The sequence below is a fragment of the Actinomadura livida genome (assembly GCF_014648675.1).
Taxonomy (GTDB): Bacteria; Actinomycetota; Actinomycetes; order Streptosporangiales; family Streptosporangiaceae; genus Spirillospora; species Spirillospora livida.
In genome coordinates this window covers 36,963-54,637 of sequence record NZ_BMRO01000022.1, presented here as the reverse complement: position 1 = coordinate 54,637, position 17,675 = coordinate 36,963, and the positions used below count along the sequence as shown (strand labels likewise).

Genomic DNA, 17,675 nt, shown 5'->3' with positions numbered 1-17,675 from the left:
CGGGCAGGCCCTGCGGGATCAGCCGAAGGCGGGGCTGTCGCCCGGCGTGTCGGCGTACACGTCGGTGTAGGGCGCCGCGAACGCGTCCAGGGTGCGGTCCAGCTGCGCCGACCACCAGGTCACCAAGGCGGCGGAACCACGCTCGCCCGCTTCGTCCTCGCCGGCACCGTCCTCGCCCAGGTACCGGTGGCGCAGCGGCGCGACGTCGCAGAGCCGCTCCCACCATTCGCGGTGCACGGCCGACTGGATCTGCCCGGCGTCCAGCGGGAACGCCGAGCGGTGCCCCCGCACGAACGCCTGGACGCGGTCGAGGTCGAGCCCGCGCTCGTCCCCGCACGCGAACAGCCGCGCCGCCGCCCGCACGACCTCACCGGCGACCGGGCCGGTCGTCAGCCCGTCCCAGCCGAGGACGGCGGTGACGTTGCCCGACCCGCCGTACCGCAGGTGCGCGGAGTCGAACGAGCCGTGCAGGTGCCCGACCGTCGTCACCTCGATCTCGGGCGGCTGGTGGCCGGCGAACTCGGTGAGCAGCTCCCGCCGCTCCCGCAGCCGGCGGGCCGTCAGCGCGTCGAAGTCGGTCCCGCCGTCGCCGGGGACGTCGCCGAGCATGGCGTCGACGGCTGCGGCCGCGTCCGCGGCGCGCGGCGTCGGCACCAGCAGGCTCTGCTGGACCGGCGGCGTCAGCCCGTCGAGCGCCGCGTGCAGCCTCCCGAGCAGCTCACCGACGGCCTCGCACTGGCCGAACGTCAGCTCCAGCCCGCCGCGCCCGCGGCCGCCCACCCACGGGTACAGGACGTAGCCGCGCCCGCCGGCGGTGACCAGCGTCCGCCCGCCGCGCGCCGGTACCGGAGCGAGCACCGGAAGGCCGGCCTCGTCGAGCGCGGTGGTCACGGCGTGCTGGAACCGCATGCGGCGCCGGTCGGGCTCGGTGTACTCCCTGAGGAAGAACGCGCCGTCCGCCGTGTCGACGCGCCAGCACCGGCGGCCGGGCCCGGCGGCCACCTGGCCCGTGCCCGCCGGCGCGCCGACCTCCCAGCGCTTCAGCAGCCGCGGCGGCACGGCTCCGGTGTCGGCCCGCGGGGCTTCGGCCCCGGGGGTGTCGGCACTCTGTGACGTCGGCACCTCGGCACCTCGGCTGCGTCGGACGGGCGGGTCGAATGGATGTTCTACGGCGACGCTACACGCCCGTCCCGCCCCGCGAAAGGGAACCGCCCGGGCTCAGGCGCGTTCGAGGACGACCACGGGGATGTCCCGGGTCGTCTTCTCCTGGTACTCGTCGTACGCGGGCCAGACGGCCGTCATCTTCCGCCACAGCGCGGGCTTCTCGTCGGGCGTCGCCGTGCGGGCCCGCGCGGCGAACTTGTCGCCCTTCACCTGGACCTTCACCTCGGGGTTCGCCTGGAGGTTCGCGTACCAGAGCGGATGGTCGTCCGCGCCGCCCTTCGAGGCCACGACCAGGTAAGCGTCGCCCTCGGGCTGGTAGATGAGCGGTGTCGTGTACTCCTTCCCGGTGCGGCGCCCGGTCGTGGTGAGCAGCAGGGTGACCGTCCCCTGCCAGTCGTGCCCCACCTCGCCGTCCGTCTCCTGGTAGCGCTCGACGTGCTCCTTGCCGAACAGCATGGTCTTCTCCCTTGTCCAGCGTCCGCAGCGGCCGCGCGGATGGCGCGGCCGTCTTCTTAACCTCCGAACCCTGTGGGGCCTTCCCAGGGGAACCCCCCTGATTCATGGCGATCACTACCCTGGGCGCGTGACCGACGCGGCTGAGGTGGCGCGACGATGCGCCGAGACGATGTACGCCAAGGACAAGGTGGCCCAGGACCTTGCCATGCAGATCACCGAGATCTCGCCCGGGCGGGCCCGGCTGCGGATGACCATCGGCGACACGATGGTGAACGGGCACGGCATCGCCCACGGCGGATACGTGTTCCTTCTCGCCGACTCCGCGTTCGCCTACGCCTGCAACAGCCATGACGCCGTGACGGTCGCGGCGTCCGCCGACGTCGTCTTCGTCGCGCCCGCCCGCACCGGCGACGTCCTGGAGGCGGCCGCGGTGGAACGCACCCGCTACGGCCGCAGCGGCATCTACGACGTGACGGTGCGCCGGGCCTCCGACGGGGAGGTCATCGCCGAGTTCCGCGGCGGAAGCCGGAGCCGCGACCAGCGCGTCCTGGACGACCCCGCGCCCTAGCCCGCCGGGTCAGAGGTCGCGGAGGATCCGGGTGAGCAGGGCCTCGGTGTCGTCGGGGCGCGCGGCGGTGATGCAGAGGTTGTTCATGGCGCGCATATAGGTGTCGACGTCCGTGGGCTTGTCGAGGTAGAGCGCGCTGGTGAGCTGCTCCAGGTAGACGACGTCGGACAGCCCCGGCTCGGCGAACCGCAGGATGGTGAAGGGGCCGCCGGCTGCGGCGTGGCCGCCCGCGCCGAACGGCACGATCTGCAGCGTGACGTTCGGCAGCTCGGACACCTCGATCAGGTGCTCGATCTGCCGCCGCATCACCTCGCGGCCGCCGAGGGGGCGGCGCACGACCGCCTCGTCCACGACGGCCCACAGCGTCGGGGCGCCGGGCGAGGTGAACCGCTCCTGCCGGATCGTGCGGAGCTGGACGCGGCGCTCGACCTCGTCCTCGGCGGCGTCGGAGAAGCCGAGCCGGACGACGGCGCGCGCGTAGTCCTCGGTCTGGAGCAGCCCGGGGACGAACTGCAGCTCGTAGGTGCGCAGCAGCGAGGCCGCTTCCTCCAGGCCGAGGTACACCTCGAACCAGCTGGGCAGCACGTCGCCGTAGCGGTGCCACCATCCCGGCGTGTTGGCCTCCCTGGCCAGCTCCAGGAGGGGTGCGCGCTCGGCGGGGTCGGAGACGCCGTAAAGGGTGAGCAGGTCGGCGACGTCGCGCTCCTTGAACCCGACGCGCCCGAGCTCCATCCTGCTTATCTTGGAGTGCGATCCGCGGATCTCGTAGCCCGCCTCCTCGGTGGAGATCCCGCGCTCCTCCCGCAGCCGGCGCAGCTGCGCGCCGAGCAGAATGCGCAGGACGGTGGGGCCGCCCCGCCGGGGGTAATCGATCAGCCGTCCGGCCGGATCACCTTCGGACGGCGGTGTAGGGGCAGCTGAATCCTGGGCCAAGGGGTCACCAGCCAGTCGACGGGTCTGCTCGGAGGCGAACGGCACCGCCCTATGTTAGAGGATCCGAACGGGTTTTTGGGAAGTATGAAAAGCGTGACCGCTTCGGCTCCTCCGCCGCAGCGGTGAATGCGTGCCCGCGCGGGGGCGCAAGGCCGGTGACCTGTGCTGTCGGTGGCCGAATCGCTGCGGAACGTGTCATCGCGGTGCCGGCCGAGATGGCTGGATGGTCATTTTCGGGCACCCGGGGGCGGCGTTGGTCCATGAATTGCCCGGGGTTCCGGCGCACGGCGGCCGACCGATTCATTCGGCTCCATTCGAGCGGTCTCGTGTGACGGGCGGATGACGGGGATCTTCCATTCCGGTGAGTTTCTGGGAGACTCCGCGGCGGCGTCCGTGACGAAGCTCTCGTCGGAGGCGGGTGTGGTCCGGGACGCCCGCGGCGTTGAAGGGATCAGAGAGGCGATCACCATCGCCGCTCCGCACAGGCGACCACCACACGCGTATCCGGGAGAACGAAATGAACGCGACCCGTGAACGGCCGGAGATCCGGTTCCTGACCTCCGGGGATGTGTCGGCGCACGAGCGCGCGGAGGCGGAACGCGCCGTCCGGACCGCACTGGCGGACGCCGAGGGGGCCACGTCCGTCCAGGTCACCCTGAGCGTGGTGGCCGACGCGTCCCTGCCGCGCCCGGCGCTGGCCCAGGCCGTCGTCGACCTGAACGGCCGCCGCGTCCGCGCCCAGGCCGCCGCCCCGCGCATCGACGAGGCCATCGACATGCTCCGCGAACGCCTGGCGATCCGCGCGTCCTCATCACAGGTGAGCTGACTCCCGGCCGAACACGAAGCCCAAACGGAGGGGCCCCGCAGGGACGCCGCCGTTCCCATCCCCGCCACCCGCCGCGCACAACCCCCGACCACAAGCCGGCGCAGGCTTCACCCCAAGCCCATCGTGGCCAGAACCCGCATCAGGCCCGAAAGCTCGACTGCCGCACCGGCCCTTGCCCACACCACCCGGCCCTTGCCCACACCACCCGGCCCTTGCCCACACCGCCCGGCCCTTGCCTGTGCGGCGCGGTCTTGCTGGGCCGCCCGGCTCTCGCTGCGCGGCTTTTGCCTGTGCCGCCCGGCTCTTGCCCGCACCGCCCCCTGTGCGGCGGGGTCTTGCTGGGCCGCCCGGCTCTCGCCTGTGCCTCCTGGCCGTTACCTGTGCCGTCCGCCTTGCCTGTGCTGCCCGGCCATTGCGCGTGCTGTTCGGCCTTGCCTGTGGCGTCCGATCTTGCTTGCGCCCTCCACATCGCCAGTCCCGGCGGGACGCCTCGCCCGTGTCGCCAATGAATTGCTGGATTGGGCGATCCCGCCGCACAGCAGGCGCCGCGACGGTCTCACTCCGGGCTCTTTCCGGCCTCCCGGGACGGCCTGGGGTTTCCGTCCAGGGAATTCTTCCCCGGCACACGTCAGGGGCGGCCCGCGATTTCCGTGGTCTCCGGCTACAGGGACGACCGGTACGTCTCCAGTCGTTCGGCGAGTTCCTTGGGTTGACTGAGAGCGAGAAGGTGCCCGCCGGGCATGTCGTCCACCGGGATGCCCAGCCGCTCCTGCACCACACGCCGCTGGAAGTCGAGCGGGAAGAAACGGTCGTCTCGTCCCTGCAAGAAGACCGTCGGGGTCCTGGGCCACTCCTTGAGCGGCCACGGTTCTGCGAACGGCGTCGCCGATTGCGGGGGTTCCTCCTGGGAGAACGCTTCGGCCGTCACATCCGGTGGAACGTCGTGGAAGAAGGTGTCCTTGGCGTCAAACCCGGCTGAGATGGCCCGCCCCTCCTGGGCGGCGTAGTCGGCCATGGCTTGGGCCTGGCCGGTGTTCGCCCACCACTCACCGCCTGACTCGCCAGACACCGGAACCATGGCGTTGAGCATGACGAGCAGGTCCACCGGCCTCCGGTCGCAGACGAGCGGCGCCGTGAGGCCGCCCATGGACTGCGCCACCAGGATGAGGTCCGTTCGGTCGCCGATCGCCTCCATCACCGTGTCGGCATACGCCTGGAGACCGGCCGACTCGTCGCTGGCCGGAAGATCAACGGCCACGACGTCATGACCCCGCGCCCGCAGCTCGGGCACAAGCCTGTGCCAATACCATGCCTGCCCCCCGGCTCCGGGTATGAGGACGTACGTCGCCATGGTCACCTTCCTATGCGCGCGTCGGGACGCCTGTGAATTCCCCGAGACGTCTGCTCCTAATTTAGGAGCAACTCGTACAATACTAGTATGGCCGGTCGCAGAAAGTACGGTGACCTGTGCGGCATCGCGCGGGCGCTCGACGTCGTGGGGGAGCGGTGGGCGCTGCTGATGGTCCGCGAACTGCTCTTCGGCCCGAAGAGGTTCGCCGTCCTGCACCGCGGCCTCGCCGGGATGAGCCCGAACGTCCTATCGCAGCGCCTGCGCGACCTCGAGGAAGCCGGAGTGGTCCGGCACCGCGAGCTCGGACCGCCGGTGAGCGCCCGCGTCTACGAACTGACCCCTCGCGGACGGGACCTCGAACCGGTCCTCCTCGCGCTCGCAAGGTGGGGCGCCCACGGCCCGCTCGACCCCTCCTGCACCGCCGAACTGAGCGTTGACGCGATGATGCTCGCGCTCAAGACGACATTCGACGACGCCGCAGCACCAAACATGCGCACCCGCCTGGCTCTCCGCCTCGAAGACACCGTCTTCGCGGCCGAGATCGAGTCCCGCCGACTCCGCATCACCCGCACCGATACACCCCCGGACACGGACGCAACCCTGACCACCGCTGTCGCAACGTTCAGATCCCTAGTCTTTAGCGGCCGTCCACTGACAGATGCCCTGGAGTCCGGCGACGTACAGCTAGAGGGCGACCAAGCCTTGGCCGAGCGCTTCCTAGCCTGCTTCCCCAGCCCCTAATGAGTCGGCTGGGCTGGCCGTTGGGCTCCGCTGTCTACAACAGCCCGAGGGTGATGTCGTCCAGTCCTCAGAGAGCCGGCTCGGCTGGCACGGTGGGGCCTACCGGCGTGCCGCTGGACGGCCCCGACCCCGAGTGCGTCCAGGGGCACGGCGAGAAGTGCTCGCGGGCCGTCCCGAGGACCGCGCGGGGCGCTGTCTATGGCAGCCCGTGGACGATGCTGGCCAGCCCCGCCGCCAGGGCGGCGAGGGCCCCGTTCCGAGTTCCTTACAGGTCGTCACTGTGCGGCGGCGTAGGCGGCGGCCAGACGTTCCATGACGCCGGGACCTTCCCGGTCAGGGGCTGGCTCGCCGAGATGGATGGTTCGCAGCTCGGCCATGAACTCCTCCCATAGGTCGGGCCCGCCGGCCGCAAGCAGCTCAGCGCGTACGCGTAGCCGCTTGGTGGTCGGCCGATGCTGCAGTCCCCACTCGCCGAACTGTGCGAACACCGGCACCAGCCGAATCGACGCCTCGGTCAAGCTGTAGGCGGCACGACGTCCGGGCCCCGCGTCCTCCCGGGTCAACAGCCCGGCGGCGACCAGCCGCTTCAGTCGGTCGGACAGGATGTTGGACGCGATCCCCTCCTCCGATCCGGCCAGTAGTTCCCTGAAGTGGCGCCGGTTGCCGAACATCACGTCCCGCAGCACGAGCAGGCTCCAACTGTCACCGAACGCCTCCACCGCGGCATTGATCGGACACCCCGAACGCGCCGGTTTCACCAAAGCCACCTCACCTCCGACTGGTTGCAATCTACTACCGGCCTTCTCCGTCGTCGGAGCCGACCGCTTGCAACCCGCAATCAGCCTCGGCGGAACCACGACTTCGTTGCAGCAGGCGCCTTGTTGCATGAGCGGTCCACCGACCCCACCCGCACCTGGTGACAGCGCCCCCGGAGCCCCGCCGATGAACGCACCTGCGCGTTCAGGACCGCGTCCTCTCCTCCAGGTCGGTCATTCGACAGGGCTTGGGTCGTGCCGGAGTGGATAACCTGGCTCCCCAGGATGAGCGGGATGCGAGAACGACGGACGCAGGACTGTGCGTTGCATTGGTGCGTCACTCGTGGAGTCGCAGGACGACACGGTTTGTGAAGCCTCCTCGTTCGGCTGCCTTCGCTGAGCGCCTTTCTTCCAGCTCGTCGGGCGTCATGCCGTGGAGGGCTCCGAGGGCGTGAATGACTTCGAGTAGGTCGGAAAGCTCTGCAGGGTCCCCGCTCACCGTGTACTCACCTGCCTCCTCGTAGAGCTTCGTGCGCAACAGCGAGGCGTACTCGCCGGGGTTCGCAACGCGGGTTTCCGGCACACGCCCAGCGGCTTGGACGATCTCGGGAATGCGATCCCGGACCAGCTTTTCGGTACGTCCGCCGCCCTCTCCGACCGGATGAACCACCGCGCCGTTCCGCCGGTCCAGGGACTGGATCCACTTCACCGCCACCGCCGCTGTCTGAACCAGTTCGGTCCGGAGAGCAGCGGGCTCGGATTCGGCCAGGGCCTCGAAGAACTCTTCCGTGAGGATGTGCCGCCAGGTCAGCTCACCCCGTGACCACGCCTCGGTGCACTGCCGCTTGGCCTCCTCTGCGCGCTCGGTGAACTCCGGTCCGCTTCCATGGGGAAAGTCCTGGACACCCCACATCCGGTCTTGGGCCTCGCGTTCGGTCGCGATGTCCCGTAGGACTTTCCCGAGTGAACCCGGCACGTCATCGTTCTCCATGCAGCCCGACGCTACTGCGGCGCCACCGACTCCGACGGAAGTATCGCCTCAGCTGCGTGCGAAGGCTTGAAGGCACTGCTTGGCCATCTCCCCATCTGCGAGCGTTCGGGGGTGGGGCGGTCCGTCCTCGTCGTGCTCGCGGTGCTGCCAGGACGCCCCGGCGGGCTCCAATGCGGCGGGCGCCGTCCGGCCCAGAGGCCCGTCGGTGGTCGGCGGCTCGACCGGCTGGTCCAGGGGGCGGCGTGCCCCAGCGTCAAGTGGGTGTGGCGTGCTCGGGTTCGCAGCTGAGGACCTCGTGCAGGACGGGCGGTAGTTCGTCCCAGAGCCACTCGTTCAAGGTCCCTCGGAAGTTCGCCGGCTGCCGGATGCGTAGGCGGTCGGGTGCCATCCGGGCGAGGCGTATCGGGACGGGCCCGTCGTCCCACATCGGGTCGCGGTTCCCCCAGTAGTGGGAGAAGTCGGCACTCGTCAGCATCAGCTCGGTGGGCAGGATGTGTTCACCCGGGTGCCGGCCCAACGGAAGCAGCCGCTGTGCGGTCGTGCGGAGGACGTTGAGCGCGGCGAGGTCGTGCGGGCAGGCGACGTCGGCGACCTCGAGTTCGGGCAGGCCGAATCGGCACAGGCCGCTGGTGGTGAGCCGGACGCAGGCACAGCCGTCGATGGCGTCCTCCTCGGCCGGGCAGCGGCCGGAGTTCCGGAAGGGCGGCAGTGCGGCGCCGATCCAGTTGTCGGCGAGGACGAACTCGTCGAACCGTCCGAAGGGCACGACGGGCAGCACCTGGTTCAGGGTGAGGTCCACCGGAACGCCGCAGAGGGATTCGGCGATCGCCCTGGCGGCCGCGCGTGCGAGGTGGGGGCCCGAGGGAAGGTCCCCGACGGGCAGGACGGACGTGACCCCTACGTGCCGTGTGGCCTTCCGGACCCGCTCGGTGTCGTCCTCGTCGGCGGCCGTGACATCGCTCAGATCCCACGGCGAGTCCGCAGCCCGATGGGTGGCGATGATGAGCCGGGGTGTCCCGAGGCACATCGACACCGCGGCCGCGAACGGGGCGGGAAGCAACTGCCGGATCGTCGCCGCGACGTCGCCGGGGTCCTCGTCGGCGGCGACGACGAAGCCGGCGGTCGTCTCTTCGGGAACCGTGATGGTGATGGGCATGGCGGTCTCCTCGGGTCCTCGGACGGGGTCACTGCCGTCCATCTTCGAGGAGGCGGCGGGGGAGAACGAAGAGAATGCGAACCTGTGGATAAAGGGAAGCAAGTAGTCGCGGATGTCTTATTTGCGGCGATTAGAAGGCGCAGGGGACGGACTTGATCCCGTTGATGAAACTGGTGCGCTGCCGGACCGGGGCGTCCGTGGCGTGAAGGCCCGGAAGGCGCTTGTACAGCTCGCGGAGCAGGACCGTCACTTCACGTCGGGCAAGGTGGGCTCCGAGGCAGAAATGAGGTCCGGGCGCACCGAAACCGACATGCGGATTGGGGGAGCGGGTGATGTCGAACGTATGAGGGTCCTTGAACACCCTCTCGTCCCGGTTGGCCGAGTTGTAGTACAGGATCACCCGGTCTCCAGTTCGGTATAGGTGGCCTTCCAGTGCGTAGTCGCGGGCCAGGGTACGGCGCATCCACGTCACAGGAGTGGCGTAGCGGACGACCTCCTCGACCGCGCCCGGTAGCCGCTGCTCAAGGTCTGCGAGGAGGATGTCCCGCTGGCCTGGATGGTCGGTGAGGAGGACGAGGGCATGCGACAGCGCATTGCGTGTGGTCTCATTCCCCGCGACTACGAGGAGCGTGAAGAAGCGGCCCAGTTCGCGTTCGTCCAGGGCCTCACCGTCCACGTTCGCATGTGTCAGCGCGGTGACGAGGTCGTCCGCCGGCTTATCGCGGCGCACACGGCTCAGTTCGGCCATGAGCTCGTGCAGATAGGAGAACTTCTCGGCGAGCAGGGTGGCCCGGTCCTTGCCGTCCGGGCCGACATGGTCCGGGTCGCCGACGCCGAGGATCAGGTCCGTGGCGTCGATGACGTCGTCGTACGCCGACTCCGGGATGCCCATCATGGAGCAGATAATCTGCAGTGGCATCGGCATGGAGACGTGCCGGACGAAGTCGCACGGTCCCCGCTCGGCCAACTCGTCCACGATGCGTCGCGCCAGGACGGCCACATCGCCCGCGACCCGTTCGACCAGGCGGGGAGTGAAGGAGCGGGAGACGATGCGCCGGAGCCTGGCATGGCGGGGATCGTCGAGACTGATCATCGAACCGACGTAGTCGGCCACGGGCGGCGGGTCGGCGAGGCTGACGGCGGTGGGCTGGGAACTGAAGACCTCGGGCTTCCGGCTCGCCTCGGCGACCTGCCCGTACCGGGTCAGAGCGTAAAAGCCGGATTCATCTGACAAGGGGCAGTAGACGGGGCCCTCCGCGGCCCGGAGCGCGGCGAACATTACGTCCCGCTCCGCGTAGGGCTGCGCCCAGAAATCCAGACTGGCCAGGTTCTTCTCTACAAGGGAGGGCATACGCGGTGCCGCCTTCCATCCGGGTTACCGCAGTCAGGCTAACCCGATGACCGGCACCGCGCGATCAATAGCGGGCGGGTGCGGAAACCCGCCCGCTATGCGCCGGTGCCGATTTAACGGCACGCCCCGGAAAGGGAACCGCGAACCGGCACCTTTCAGCGGGCGGACTGCTCCACATAGTGACGCTCGTTCGGGCCCACGTACACCTGCCGGGGGCGGCCGATTTTGGTGGACGAGTCGTTGAGCATCTCGCGCCACTGGGCGATCCAGCCGGGCAGCCGGCCGAGGGCGAACAGGACGGTGAACATGTTGGTCGGGAAGCCCATCGCCTTGTAGATGACGCCGGTGTAGAAATCAACGTTCGGGTAGAGCTTCCGCTCGACGAAGTAGTCGTCGCTCAGCGCGACCTCTTCGAGGCGCATGGCGAGGTCGAGCAGCGGGTCGGACATGCCGAGGGCGTCGAGGACCTTGCTCGTCGCCTTCTTCACGACGGCGGCGCGCGGGTCGTAGTTGCGGTAGACGCGGTGCCCGAAGCCCATCAGCTTGACGCCGGGCTCCTTGTTCTTGACGCGCCGCACGAACGCGTCGATGTCGTCGCCGTTCTGGTGGATGCCTTCCAGCATCTCCAGGACCGCCTGGTTGGCGCCCCCGTGCAGCGGGCCGAACAGGGCGTCGACCCCAGCCGACACCGACGAGAACAGGTTCGCCTGGCTGGATCCCACGAGACGCACGGTCGAGGTCGAACAGTTCTGCTCGTGGTCGGCGTGCAGGATGAAGAGCATGTCGAGCACGCGTATGATCTCAGGGTCGATCTCGTAGGGCTGCGTGGGCAGCCCGAACGTCATGCGCAGGAAGTTCTCCACGTACCCGAGGGAGTTGTCCGGGTAGAGCAGCGGCTGGCCGTTGGACGTCTTGTACGCGTACGCCGCGATGGTGGGCAGCTTGGCTATGAGCCGGATGCTGGACTTGTCGACCTGCTCGGGCTCGAAGGGGTCGAGGCTGTCCTGGTAGAACGTCGACAAGGCGCTGACCGCGGACGACAGGACCGCCATGGGGTGCGCCTTGCGCGGGAAGGCGGAGAAGAACGCGCGGAACTTCTCGTCCAGCAGCGTGTGGTTGCGGACGCTGTCGGTGAAGTTGTCCAGCTGGTCGGACGTTGGCAGCTCGCCATAGATCAGCAGGTACGCGACCTCAAGGAAGGACGATTTCTCCGCCAGCTCCTCGATGGGGTAACCCCTGTACCGGAGGATGCCCGCCTCACCGTCGATGTAGGTGATCGCCGACGTGGTGGACGCCGTGTTGGTGAAACCGGGGTCGAGCGTGACGTGACCTGTCTCCTTGAGGAGCCGGCCGACGCCCAGGCCCGAAGGACCCTCCGTCGCCTCGGTCACCTCCAGTGGCATCCGGCCGCCCGCGTGGCTGAGCTCGAAATCCGACATGCTCGTCACTCCCAACTGCGTCCACACCTGCGGAGACGTCCGCTCGTCCCGTCGTTCATCGTATCCACGTGATCACATGGGCCAATCGTTGCCCTCTGCGTAGTTCGCGGGCCGGCGCTCAGTGCCGAGCTCACACGACCCCGGTCGGATGCCGACGAGTCCTAGGCCGCTTCAACTGCGGCGTTCGTCGAGCGTGAGAAGAATCTCAACGCACTGGCGCGTGCCCCTGCGGAGGAGGCTCCCGCAGCGTCGGCAACTCGGCGGTGATCTCGACGAGCGTCCGCTCCTGCACCCCGATCAGCTGCTCCACATCGGCGGGTGGCCACTCCTCGCCGTAGTGCGCGTCCAGCAACGTCGACAGTGCGACGAGGATCTGCTCCGGCGTGGGGCGTTCCCCAGGATCCTTCAGGAGGCAGCGCGTCACGAGCCCGCGCATGGGATCGGGCAAGCGCGTGAGGTCCGGTTCGCCGTACACGATGCGGCTACGGACCTTGTGGTCGGTTCCGAACGGCGCCGCCCCGGTCGCCGCGAACACAAGCGTCGATCCCAGGGAGAACACGTCGCTCTCCGGATGTACAGGGTCTCCCAGGGCCTGCTCTGGCGACATGTAGGCCGGGGTACCCAAGATCTCCGTTCGCGAGAGGGGCAGCGCGTCCAGCGGGCGCGCGATGCCGAAGTCGATGACCCTCGGTCCGTCCGAGGCGAGCAGAACGTTGGACGGCTTGAGATCCTGGTGGACGATCTCCGATCGATGGATCGCGATCAGTGCCTCGGCCAGGCCGGCCCCCAGCCGGCAGGCGGCCTGTTCGCGCAGCGGACCCTTCTGCTGGACGACCTTGGACAGGCTCACACCGCGGATGTACTGCGTCGCCAGCCACGGTTGCTCCGCGTCCGGGTCGGCGTCCACGACGGGCGCCGTGTAGAAGCCGCTGACCGACTGCGCAAGGGTCGCCTCACGGCGGAACTTCTTCCTCCACCTGGGGTCGTCCACTAACTCCGGCCGGATCACCTTCACGGCGACGAGCCGTCTGCTCGGCGACGCTCCGAGGAACACCTCGCCCATCCCGCCGGAACCGAGCCGGGAGACCACACGGTACGGGCCGATCATCTCTGGGAGGTCTGACTGTATGGGCAACGGATTCCGATCGTGGTGGGGGGCCGCTCAATCGTGCCACGGTCCGGCCGCGGTTCCGGTGAGCGCCTCACGTCCAGGGAAGCGCGCTCCGTTCGGCCCAATAGCGCTCCGGCGGAACACCCAGCCCAGACAGGATCTCGCGTTCATCCCCATCCAGGACGACCTCCGTCGCAGCCAGATTCGATGCGAGCTGCGCCGTACTGACCGCGCCGATGAGGACGGTGTCCGCCCACACTCGGCTCAATGCGGCTGCAAGGGCGAGGGCGTCCGGCTGAACCCCCTTTCTGGAGGCGATCGCTCGCACAGCCCCGGGTGGGCGCACGGCCAGTCTTCCGTTGGCAAGCACTTCCTTGAGCAACACGAGCAGCCCCTCATCGTGTGCATCACGCAGGGCGTACTCGGCAGAGGGCTCCAGTACGTTCCACGTCGACTGGACTGCGCTGAACAGCCGTTGCCCGTCCACTTGTAGCTCCAACGCCCGGCGGATCGTGTCCCTCTGCCGCGGGCCAGAGGTTGAGAACCCCACGCGGACACCCTCGGCCGCCGCTTCAGCAAGGGCCTCCTGCAGCCGGACGTCCCGAAACAACGGACTATCCTCGGTCAGCGAATGCACCTGGTAGACGGACAGATAGCCATCGAGAAACCCACGCGTCTCCTCATACTGCACGCGGTAACGCTCAAGGACATGCTCCTTGACCTCGTGCACGGGCGCGTCTGTCTTCCAATCCCCTACGTAGGTGTAACCCCACTTGCTCGATACCGTGACGTCCTCCGGCGCACGTTCAGCGAGCCAGCCACCGAGGAACTCCTCCGCTCTCCCATACGACCGCGCCGCGTCGACCCACCGGATGCCCGCCGTGTACGCGGCGTCGAGGACATTCCACGTGGCCTCACGCATGGCCTCGACACTGCGATCGTGCGGTAGGTCGTTAGCCCTGCCGACGTTGATGTAAGCCGGCCGCCCCAGCGCGGCAAGCCCGAGCCCAAGTCGCTGTATCGCGTTCACCCTCTCAGCCTGGCACCGGTCCACACCATGTTCCATCCGCGACCCCTGATTGCCCGAATGGTCTGATATCGGAGAGGTCGCCGCCGACTTATCCACAGAGCGCCGTTGCGCTGTTCTCGCCGCCGCGCCTCCATGAGGCTGGGTCGCATCAACATCACGAGAAAGGCGCGGCAATGCCTGTGGAGATCAACCGCGGCCATTACGGGGCCCACCAGTTCGCCGGCCACCTCGGGCTCACCCGGTGGCAACTGCGCGTCGGCCTGGAGCACGGCATCCTTCCCGGACCCGATCTCGACGGGGAACGATGGTCCGCGAGGCTCGTCGAACAGGTCGAGGGACGCGGCCACCAGGTCATCGCCATGTTCGGCGACGACCCGCCCGTCGGCTCCGCCCGGGCGGCCGCCAGGCTGGCGGCACGGGTGGGCCTCGACGTCGAACGACGCGACGTCGAGGTGCTGGTGGCCCAGGGCGACCTCAACGTCATCAGCAGCTTCCGCGGGCACCCGGTCTACCTCCTGCGCGATCTGGACCGCCTCGACCCGGCCGCCGTCCGATCGGTCGTCGCCGCACGGAAGGGTCCGCTGACCGACACGGTCGACTCCGGCGGCGCGGCGACGATCCTCGACTGGCCCCGCAGGACGTTCGACCGGATCGCCGGTGAACGCGTACTCGCCACAGACCGGCTGGGCCGCTACGCGCTCTCCGACATCCAGGCGCTGGGCGCGGACGAACCCCTCGCCCGGCAGGTCGCCGAGGAGAAACGCGACCTCGCCCTGACCAAGATGCTCCGCTCCGAGGACAGGATTCAGGAGGTCGTCCGCGGCTGGCTGAACCGCTGCGCCGCCTACCTGGACCACGAAACCGACCGGCCCCCCGAAATCGCCCCCGTGAGCCGAGCCATCCGGGCCCTCACAACAGTCCGAGCGGAAATAGCCAAGCAACAGGGCTCCCCGTCCTAAGCCCCATGGCGACCCCGTACCACCACCCCGGCCAATGCCCAGCCGGCCATCACACTCACCGGCCAACATGCCTTCACACGTCCCCAGACACTCCATCTGAGGAAAAGCCGTTGGGGTGTTAGCTCTTTAGCGGGTTGCTTGGTTTGGTTTGGGAGCGACGAGGAGAGGAGCGGCGCTTGGAGGGGGGCTTTTGAAGCGTTTTCTGGTGGGCCACGATTGAGAAGAGCCGGTCGCGGGCCTCGGTTCGGGACAGCGCCGGGAGGCGCTGGGGGAGGTGCAGCGCCGACGGGGCGTCGACCATGCCGTCGTCATCGACGGTGACCCGGTCGCCCGCCCAGTCGCCGATGAGGATGACGGAGACCCCGCCGGGGTGGCGGTCGAGGAGCGCCTTGATCCTCTCGCTCTCTCCTTCGGGGTTCGCCACAAGGAGGAGGCGTCGCGCCTGCTGCACGTCCGTGTTCTCGCGGATGGCGAGTTCGGTCTCGAGGTAGGCCAGGGCGGCATCGAGATTGCCCGGAATGAAGAGGGCCGCGGTGTCGTCGTCGAGGAGTTCGTCTTCGGCCAGACCGAACAGGGCGGTGGTGTCCGGACGAGGGATCACGACGAGGGAGTTCTCGCCGTGCTCGTCCAGGGCCGCGACGGCCAGGATCCGCGCGGCCGGTGCCGCGCCCGAGCCGGTCAGGGCCAGAACCGGAGCGGCGAAAGGGTCGAGTGCGGGTCGATAACCGAGATGGGCCTGCACCGGCTCCGTGGGCTCGGTGATCGAATACGGGAGTCGTCCCGCGGCTGCGTAGAGGCGATGACGAAAGGGGTAGCAGAGCGCGGCCACGAGGGGGAGGAGCAGCCCGAGGAGCAGGACCGGCTGCACCGAGGGCGGTGGCGTTTCGAGGTCGTCGGCCTGGCTCAATGTGGGGGTCGGCTCCGGTGTCGGTGTGCGAGTCGGCGTTGCGGACGGTTCGGAGGGTTTGGACGGTTCGGAGGGTTTGGACGGTTCGGAGGGTTTGGACGAACGTGTTGGAGTCGGCTTCGAGGGTGCGAGACCCGGTGCCCCGACCTTTGGGCGTGGCACTGGTGGAGCTGTTGTGCGCGGAGTCGGGTGCGTGCTGGACCAGCGGCGGAACAGTTCGTCGAGCCACCGCGGTGACGGGGACCGGCGCCGAGTCCTGTGCGGCCCGTCGTACCGGTCGCCTCGTCGGTGGAACTCCCCATCGCGCCCTGTTCTTCTGTGCGACCTCTCATGCATCGCGATCCACGCCTGCCTGCACTCGTGCCTCGTCTGACGGTCGCTGGTGCGCATGGCGTCACGGCAGACCGGCGGTATCGACCTGCGCGATTCGGGTTCCGGGTGGGCGACCGCGTCCGCGGATGCGGCTGCGCCGATGGAGATGGCGCCGGCCAGCGCGGTACAACCCAGCACTCCGCCGATGCAGCAGAGCAAGCCGCGGATCGTGGCGGCAAGGCCGGGAAGTGCCAGAAAACGGTTCATCTTCGCCCCGGGGGATCGCGTCGGTCACCGTGCGAATGCCGATCGTAGTCACTTTGGCTACGGAGCGTTGAGAATCGCTCACAGTCGATCCCACGATCATCCGTGCCGATTCCGTTGCCGCTCGATGCGATTTATGCGGCAAATCGTGCAAATTCGGATACCGTGACCCCGCACGGCGCGGCGCCTGTGCTGTGGGGAAGAAGGAGGCGCATCTCCGCGGGATGCCCAGTAGCCCGTGGTTTGCGGGGACGGCGCGGGCGGTGCGCTGCCAGGTTTCCCGGTTTTCGTGCCTGCTTCGATACAGCTCTGAGGCGGCCACCCGCGGGTGGCGACCTAGTGTTATAAGTCTCACTCCATGTCACCGGTGAAACTGAGAATCTCCACTTCTCATCTCCGGTCTCTTGTCCCGAATTCACTACAGCTTTGGGACTTCTTCCCAGATGCGACTAGTTACCTCAAGGTCGCCTCGAAACGACCGCCCGTAAGCGGATTGCATAATTAGCCGGCCGCCTACGAGGTCTTTAAGGCCATGGGGTGGGCGACCCCTCCCGCCCACCGCGCACTGCGGCGGCTTCTACGGGCCGGGCATGCTGCAGCTGCGGGTGGAACCGACCAGACATCGACCTCATGGACTGGACCCTCTCCCATCCGTACGGTCGGCGACCCGCTCAACCGAAAGAGGCCGTATCCGAGGGCGGGCGCTTGCGGTAGCCAGCCGTGTCGAAGGCGGTGGCCGACCGCCGCTGCTGCCCTGCTATGCCACTGGCCCAGACCCCACTGACGCAGCGGGCGCCCGCCGCGCTGAACCCGGACGCGGTGTAAGGACGCAGGTTGCACGCTTGGTCATGCGGCTCCGGAATGGTTACCGCGACGCCACGACGATGCAGGTGAGCGCGGCGCGCTGGGGGGAGTAAGCCCGTCGACACGGGCCCGGTCCGACCAGGCCCGGACGCCCTCGCTCGGTCCCCGCGTAGCGCAGGCGGCTGGCCACCCGGCCCGGCCATCCCGGTCCGGGCCCCGGCCCGGCCATCCCGGTCCGGTCGCCCCGGTCCGGTCGCCCCGGTCCGGTCGCCCCGGTCCGGTCGCCCCGGTCCGGTCGCCCCGGTCCGGTCGCCCCGGTCCGGTCGCCCCGGTCCGGTCGCCCCGGTCCGGTCGCCCCGGCCGGTCGGCCCGGCCGGGGTCGCATGCTTCAGCCGAAGAGGAAGGCCGCGCTGGAGTTGGTCTGCAGTCTGGGCAGGGTGTGCGTCCTAGTGCTGTCGAGTGGGGGGAGGTGGGGAGGGACGTCGGGTGGGGCCGGCCTGGTCGGGAGGCGTTGGTCTGTGGGTGGGTTAGGTGGCGCGGTGCGGCAGGGGGAGGAG

The 17,675-nt window shown here is 68.9% G+C and carries 16 protein-coding genes; 4 read left to right on the top strand and 12 right to left on the bottom strand.

The genetic code is table 11. The features are described 5' to 3' along the window. Nucleotides 1-18: 18 nt before the first annotated feature. Nucleotides 19-1,122 (bottom strand): phosphotransferase enzyme family protein, encoded by a 1,104-nt coding sequence (locus tag IEZ03_RS34605; RefSeq protein WP_229808764.1) that lies wholly within the window; start codon nucleotides 1,120-1,122, stop codon nucleotides 19-21. A 96-nt stretch (nucleotides 1,123-1,218) separates the two neighbouring features. Beyond that, the gene (locus IEZ03_RS34600) at nucleotides 1,219-1,620 is read right to left on the bottom strand and encodes a nitroreductase family deazaflavin-dependent oxidoreductase (RefSeq protein ID WP_184885312.1); all 402 of its coding nucleotides are present in this window, start codon (nucleotides 1,618-1,620) and stop codon (nucleotides 1,219-1,221) included. Nucleotides 1,621-1,789: 169 nt separating this feature from the next. On the opposite strand from IEZ03_RS34600, the gene paaI reads away from it, so the two are divergent. Next, nucleotides 1,790-2,188, top strand: coding sequence for a hydroxyphenylacetyl-CoA thioesterase PaaI (gene paaI / locus IEZ03_RS34595; protein ID WP_184890689.1), 399 nt, complete (start codon nucleotides 1,790-1,792; stop codon nucleotides 2,186-2,188). A 9-nt stretch (nucleotides 2,189-2,197) separates the two neighbouring features. On the opposite strand, the gene IEZ03_RS34590 is transcribed toward paaI, so the two are convergent. Further along, nucleotides 2,198-3,064 carry a Sco1979 family transcriptional regulator gene (locus IEZ03_RS34590; protein ID WP_184890688.1) on the bottom strand — a complete coding sequence of 289 codons (867 nt, stop codon included), beginning with the start codon at nucleotides 3,062-3,064 and terminating at the stop codon, nucleotides 2,198-2,200. A 574-nt stretch (nucleotides 3,065-3,638) separates the two neighbouring features. On the opposite strand from IEZ03_RS34590, the gene IEZ03_RS34585 reads away from it, so the two are divergent. Further along, on the top strand, nucleotides 3,639-3,947 hold the full coding sequence (locus IEZ03_RS34585; protein ID WP_184885310.1) for a hypothetical protein: 309 nt from the start codon (nucleotides 3,639-3,641) through the stop codon (nucleotides 3,945-3,947). 661 nt (nucleotides 3,948-4,608) lie between these two features. Here the strand turns inward: IEZ03_RS34585 and IEZ03_RS34580 are convergent. Then, entirely contained in the window at nucleotides 4,609-5,298 is a 690-nt protein-coding gene (locus tag IEZ03_RS34580; protein ID WP_184885308.1) for an alpha/beta fold hydrolase, read from the bottom strand. An 87-nt stretch (nucleotides 5,299-5,385) separates the two neighbouring features. Here IEZ03_RS34580 and IEZ03_RS34575 point away from each other — a divergent pair, with 87 nt between their 5' ends. Next, a complete protein-coding gene (locus IEZ03_RS34575; RefSeq protein WP_184885306.1) occupies nucleotides 5,386-6,039 on the top strand; it encodes a winged helix-turn-helix transcriptional regulator in 654 nt (217 codons plus the stop codon). Between the two features lie 275 nt (nucleotides 6,040-6,314). Here the strand turns inward: IEZ03_RS34575 and IEZ03_RS34570 are convergent, their stop codons facing one another. The 7 genes from IEZ03_RS34570 to IEZ03_RS34540 form a co-directional block, all read right to left on the bottom strand. Further along, on the bottom strand, nucleotides 6,315-6,806 hold the full coding sequence (locus IEZ03_RS34570; RefSeq protein ID WP_229808763.1) for a winged helix-turn-helix transcriptional regulator: 492 nt from the start codon (nucleotides 6,804-6,806) through the stop codon (nucleotides 6,315-6,317). 325 nt (nucleotides 6,807-7,131) lie between these two features. Continuing rightward, a complete protein-coding gene (locus tag IEZ03_RS38350) occupies nucleotides 7,132-7,785 on the bottom strand; it encodes a nucleoside triphosphate pyrophosphohydrolase (protein WP_229808762.1) in 654 nt (217 codons plus the stop codon). A gap of 253 nt (nucleotides 7,786-8,038) precedes the next feature. Beyond that, nucleotides 8,039-8,941: a hypothetical protein gene (locus IEZ03_RS34560; protein WP_184885302.1), complete on the bottom strand. Its 903-nt coding sequence runs from the start codon at nucleotides 8,939-8,941 to the stop codon at nucleotides 8,039-8,041. 130 nt (nucleotides 8,942-9,071) lie between these two features. Beyond that, nucleotides 9,072-10,292 carry a cytochrome P450 gene (locus IEZ03_RS34555; RefSeq protein ID WP_184885300.1) on the bottom strand — a complete coding sequence of 407 codons (1,221 nt, stop codon included), beginning with the start codon at nucleotides 10,290-10,292 and terminating at the stop codon, nucleotides 9,072-9,074. A 155-nt stretch (nucleotides 10,293-10,447) separates the two neighbouring features. Next, the gene (locus IEZ03_RS34550) at nucleotides 10,448-11,731 is read right to left on the bottom strand and encodes a citrate synthase (protein ID WP_184885298.1); all 1,284 of its coding nucleotides are present in this window, start codon (nucleotides 11,729-11,731) and stop codon (nucleotides 10,448-10,450) included. A 205-nt stretch (nucleotides 11,732-11,936) separates the two neighbouring features. Continuing rightward, nucleotides 11,937-12,839 carry a serine/threonine-protein kinase gene (locus tag IEZ03_RS34545; RefSeq protein WP_268248587.1) on the bottom strand — a complete coding sequence of 301 codons (903 nt, stop codon included), beginning with the start codon at nucleotides 12,837-12,839 and terminating at the stop codon, nucleotides 11,937-11,939. Between the two features lie 94 nt (nucleotides 12,840-12,933). Then, entirely contained in the window at nucleotides 12,934-13,872 is a 939-nt protein-coding gene (locus IEZ03_RS34540; RefSeq protein WP_229808761.1) for an aldo/keto reductase, read from the bottom strand. A gap of 173 nt (nucleotides 13,873-14,045) precedes the next feature. Between IEZ03_RS34540 and IEZ03_RS34535 the strand changes: the two genes are divergently transcribed. Next, on the top strand, nucleotides 14,046-14,831 hold the full coding sequence (locus IEZ03_RS34535; RefSeq protein ID WP_184885285.1) for a hypothetical protein: 786 nt from the start codon (nucleotides 14,046-14,048) through the stop codon (nucleotides 14,829-14,831). A gap of 118 nt (nucleotides 14,832-14,949) precedes the next feature. On the opposite strand, the gene IEZ03_RS34530 is transcribed toward IEZ03_RS34535, so the two are convergent. Continuing rightward, the gene (locus IEZ03_RS34530) at nucleotides 14,950-15,738 is read right to left on the bottom strand and encodes a hypothetical protein (protein WP_184885283.1); all 789 of its coding nucleotides are present in this window, start codon (nucleotides 15,736-15,738) and stop codon (nucleotides 14,950-14,952) included. Nucleotides 15,739-17,675 lie beyond the last annotated feature (1,937 nt).

What these genes read in the sequence shown, in the direction of transcription:
- IEZ03_RS34580 (WP_184885308.1), bottom strand. Translation starts at nt 5,298, where the DNA reads ATGGCGACGTACGTCCTCATACCCGGAGCCGGGGGGCAGGCATGGTAT.
- IEZ03_RS34535 (WP_184885285.1), top strand. Translation starts at nt 14,046, where the DNA reads ATGCCTGTGGAGATCAACCGCGGCCATTACGGGGCCCACCAGTTCGCC.
- IEZ03_RS34555 (WP_184885300.1), bottom strand. Translation starts at nt 10,292, where the DNA reads ATGCCCTCCCTTGTAGAGAAGAACCTGGCCAGTCTGGATTTCTGGGCG.
- IEZ03_RS34550 (WP_184885298.1), bottom strand. Translation starts at nt 11,731, where the DNA reads ATGTCGGATTTCGAGCTCAGCCACGCGGGCGGCCGGATGCCACTGGAG.
- IEZ03_RS34545 (WP_268248587.1), bottom strand. Translation starts at nt 12,839, where the DNA reads ATGATCGGCCCGTACCGTGTGGTCTCCCGGCTCGGTTCCGGCGGGATG.
- IEZ03_RS34560 (WP_184885302.1), bottom strand. Translation starts at nt 8,941, where the DNA reads ATGCCCATCACCATCACGGTTCCCGAAGAGACGACCGCCGGCTTCGTC.
- IEZ03_RS34600 (WP_184885312.1), bottom strand. Translation starts at nt 1,620, where the DNA reads ATGCTGTTCGGCAAGGAGCACGTCGAGCGCTACCAGGAGACGGACGGC.
- IEZ03_RS38350 (WP_229808762.1), bottom strand. Translation starts at nt 7,785, where the DNA reads ATGGAGAACGATGACGTGCCGGGTTCACTCGGGAAAGTCCTACGGGAC.
- IEZ03_RS34575 (WP_184885306.1), top strand. Translation starts at nt 5,386, where the DNA reads ATGGCCGGTCGCAGAAAGTACGGTGACCTGTGCGGCATCGCGCGGGCG.
- IEZ03_RS34585 (WP_184885310.1), top strand. Translation starts at nt 3,639, where the DNA reads ATGAACGCGACCCGTGAACGGCCGGAGATCCGGTTCCTGACCTCCGGG.
- paaI (WP_184890689.1), top strand. Translation starts at nt 1,790, where the DNA reads ATGTACGCCAAGGACAAGGTGGCCCAGGACCTTGCCATGCAGATCACC.